Annotated in this window: 3 protein-coding genes; 1 reads left to right on the forward strand and 2 read right to left on the reverse strand. The window is 72.8% G+C overall.

Going from position 1 to position 3,129, the window contains the following annotated elements; all coding sequences use genetic code 11:
* A partial coding sequence (locus NBZ85_RS29460) for an N-acetylmuramoyl-L-alanine amidase (protein WP_261563206.1) occupies positions 1-767 on the forward strand: 767 nt, incomplete at its 5' end.
* 512 nt (positions 768-1,279) lie between these two features.
* On the opposite strand, the gene NBZ85_RS29465 is transcribed toward NBZ85_RS29460, so the two are convergent.
* Positions 1,280-2,518, reverse strand: coding sequence for a YihY/virulence factor BrkB family protein (locus tag NBZ85_RS29465; RefSeq protein WP_261560591.1), 1,239 nt, complete (start codon positions 2,516-2,518; stop codon positions 1,280-1,282).
* Between the two features lie 7 nt (positions 2,519-2,525).
* Positions 2,526-3,129: LapA family protein (locus NBZ85_RS29470; protein ID WP_261563207.1), on the reverse strand; the 604-nt coding region annotated here is incomplete at its 5' end.

The raw sequence follows: 3,129 nt of genomic DNA on the forward strand, positions 1-3,129 counted from the left end.
CCACCGGCCGGCCGCCCGCCACGGCACCATCCCGCCACCCGACGCCAGGGCAGTCGGCGTCGGCGTCGGCGCGCCCAAGCCCGTCGAGCTCGGGCCTGGCCGGGAAGGTCGTCGTCATCGACCCCGGCCACGACGGGGGCAACGGCTCCCACCCGACGGAGATCAACCGCAAGGTCGCCGCGGGCGGCTTCCTCAAGGAATGCGACACGGCGGGCGCGTCGACCAACAGCGGCTACCCGGAGCACGTCTTCACCTGGGACGTCGCGAACCGCGCCGCGACCCTGCTCCGGGTGCACGGCCTGGCCGTCGTGCTCACCCGGCACAACGACACCGGCGTCGGACCGTGCGTCGACGCCCGCGGCCGGGCCGGCGGCGACGCGCACGCGGCGGCCGCGGTCTCCATCCACGCCGACGGCGGCCCGGCCAGCGGCACCGGCTTCCACGTGATCAGCCCGGACCGCGCGCCGAACGGCGTGAACGCGGGCATCCTCACCGCGTCCGCGCACCTGGCCGCGGCGATGCGGGACGCGTACGAGAAGGCGACGGGCGAGCACCCAGCGGACTACCTCGCCAACAACCAGGGCATCGTCGACCGGTCCGACCTGGGCGGCCTGAACCTCTCGACCGTCCCCAAGGTCTTCATCGAGTGCGCCAACATGCGCAACCGGACGGACGCCGGGCACGTCACGGACGCGGCCTGGCGCCAGCGGGCCGCCGAAGGCATCGCCGCGGGGATTCTGGCGTTCCTCGGCGGCCCGGGACGCTAGCCGAGCGGCTTGTTAATCTTGATGGAGAATCGGGGTTACCAAGCCAACCGATGGACCCGGGCGAGAGGTACCCGCCGGGTGAACAGACTACGCATGTCGAAGACTTCTGGGTACGGGCCCCGCGGGTGTGGACCGGGCCGGTGGACCCGTCGCTGACGGGGATGGCCGGGCAGGCGACGCTGCCAGGGCTCGACCGGCTGCGGTCCGACGTCGTCGGCGAGCTGGGCGCGTACCGGGCTGGTCCCCGCCGCCGAGATCTCCACCGATTCCCGTTCCCGGCGGCGGCGGACCATCCCGCAAGACCAGCTCACCCTCGCGTTGGACGGCGTCGCCGACCATGCCTGGGCCGTCAGTTTCCTTGTCACGAACATTCCCGCCCGTGAACCGACCGGGGCATGGCTGTAACTCCACCCGAATACACGGCGATTCACCTCCCGGCTGAAGGCGGAAGCCCTCTCGCTGAAGCTTGGTAGCGGCCTCGGGTCTCGTGGCCCCGACTCAGTCGCGGGGCCTCAGTGGCGGGCGACCCGTCGGCGCGGGCGCGGCCAGGCGCGGGTGTCGCGCGGTTCCACGTACGGCTCGATGCTCTCGTCGAGACCCGCGGCGATCGCCCGCCCTCGCGCGATCTCGGCGTCGAACTCCAGGCCGAGCAGGACCGCCAGGTTCGACAGCCACAGCCACACCAGGAACACGATGACGCCGGCGAGCGTGCCGTAGGTCTTGTTGTAGGACCCGAACGTGGCCACGTAGACGGCGAACGCCCCGGACGCGACCAGCCAGATCACGACGGCCAGCACGCTGCCCGGCGTCAGCCAGCGAAAGCCGTGCAGGCGCACGTTGGGCGTGCTCCAGTACAACAGGGCGATCATGGCCGTGACGATCAGCACGAGTATCGGCCACTTCGCGAACGACCAGGCGGTGAGGGCCTCGTGGCCCAGGCCGATCGCCGTGCCCGCCTGCTCGGCGAGCGCGCCGCTGAACACGACGATCAGCGAACTGACCGCGAGCAGCACCACGAAGACGGCCGTGATGAGCAGGCGCAGTGGGGCGATCTTCCAGACGGGCCGACCCTCCGGCATGTCGTAGACGGCGTTCGCGGCGCGGATGAACGCGGCGATGTAGCCGGAGGCGGACCACAGCGCGCCGGCCACGCCGAGGATCGCGACGATCCCGCCGGATCCGGCGCTGTCGCGCAGCCCGTTGACGGCGTTGTGCAGGATGTCGCGCGCCGGGCCGGGCGTGAGCTGCTCGATGTTGTCGAGCAGGCGGTCCGTCGTCGACTCGCCCAGCAGCCCGACCAGCGACACCAGCACGAGCAGCGCGGGGAAGATGGCCAGCACCGCGTAGTAGGTCAGCGCGGCGGCCCGGTCGGGGAGGTCGTCGTCCATGAATTCACGGACCGTGCGGCGCAGCACCCCGAACCTGGACCGCCACGTCAGCTCGTCAGCCTGCCCCGGCCGCTCGACCGCCCGCACGGCCGCCACCGCCTGATCCCGCAGCACCGCCTGGTCCGGCACCACTGTCTGGTCCGGCACCACTGTCTGGCCCGGCACCACCGCCTGGTCCGGCACCACCGCCTGGTCCGGCACCACCGCCTGGTCCGGCACCACTGTCTGGCCCGGCACCACCGTCTGGTCCGGCACCACCGCCTGGTCCGGCAGCACGGCCCCACCTGGTGGGGGTGCGGCGCCGGTGTCCTGGACGGCGGCGCGCTGGTCGGTGGGCCGGTCATCCCCGCGGCGCCGTCTCATCGCGGTCTTACCGGGTCGGGCGGTGCAGCATCTTGGCTGCCTTGCCGGCCGCCGGGTCCGACGGGACCCGTCCATCGGCGGGAGCGACGGGAGTGGCCGGAGTAACGGGAGCGGCCGGAGCGGCCGCGGTGCCGCGCCGGGCCACCTTGCGGAGCTGGATCATGCGGCCGACGCCCGGGATCGCGACGAGAAGCGCCCCGGCGATCGCCGAGAACAGCATCGCGACGGCGAGCGGGATCGACCCGTGCGCGCCGAGGTAGGACAGCTTCACGTCGTCCTGGTTCTGCAGGATGAAGATCAGCAGAAGGATGAGGACGAGCGCGAACAGCAGCAGCGTCGTCCAGACGCGGCTGGTGCGCGTCACCGGGATGTGCGTCCGCTCGGCGCGCCCGTTGCGTCCCAGGCCCCGCCGTCGCCTGCCCGGGTCGGTCGTCGGTGAGGTCGGTGATCGCGGTGCGGTGGTGGTCGGCGGCGGGTACTGACCCGGCGCCGTGCCAGCCGGTCCGCCCGGTCCGGGCGGCTGTCCGTACGGGGTGGCAGCGGGCGTCGGCGGCACCGGGTAAGCGGCGGCCGGGGGTGGGGTGTCAGGCGGTAGCTGTGCGGCGGGGATG

Origin of the sequence: Frankia tisae (assembly GCF_025403405.1) — a bacterium.
Lineage (GTDB): Bacteria > Actinomycetota > Actinomycetes > Frankiales > Frankiaceae > Frankia > Frankia tisai.

Coding starts and splice junctions, on each gene's coding strand:
- NBZ85_RS29465 (WP_261560591.1), bottom strand. CDS start 2,518: ATGAGACGGCGCCGCGGGGATGACCGGCCCACCGACCAGCGCGCCGCC.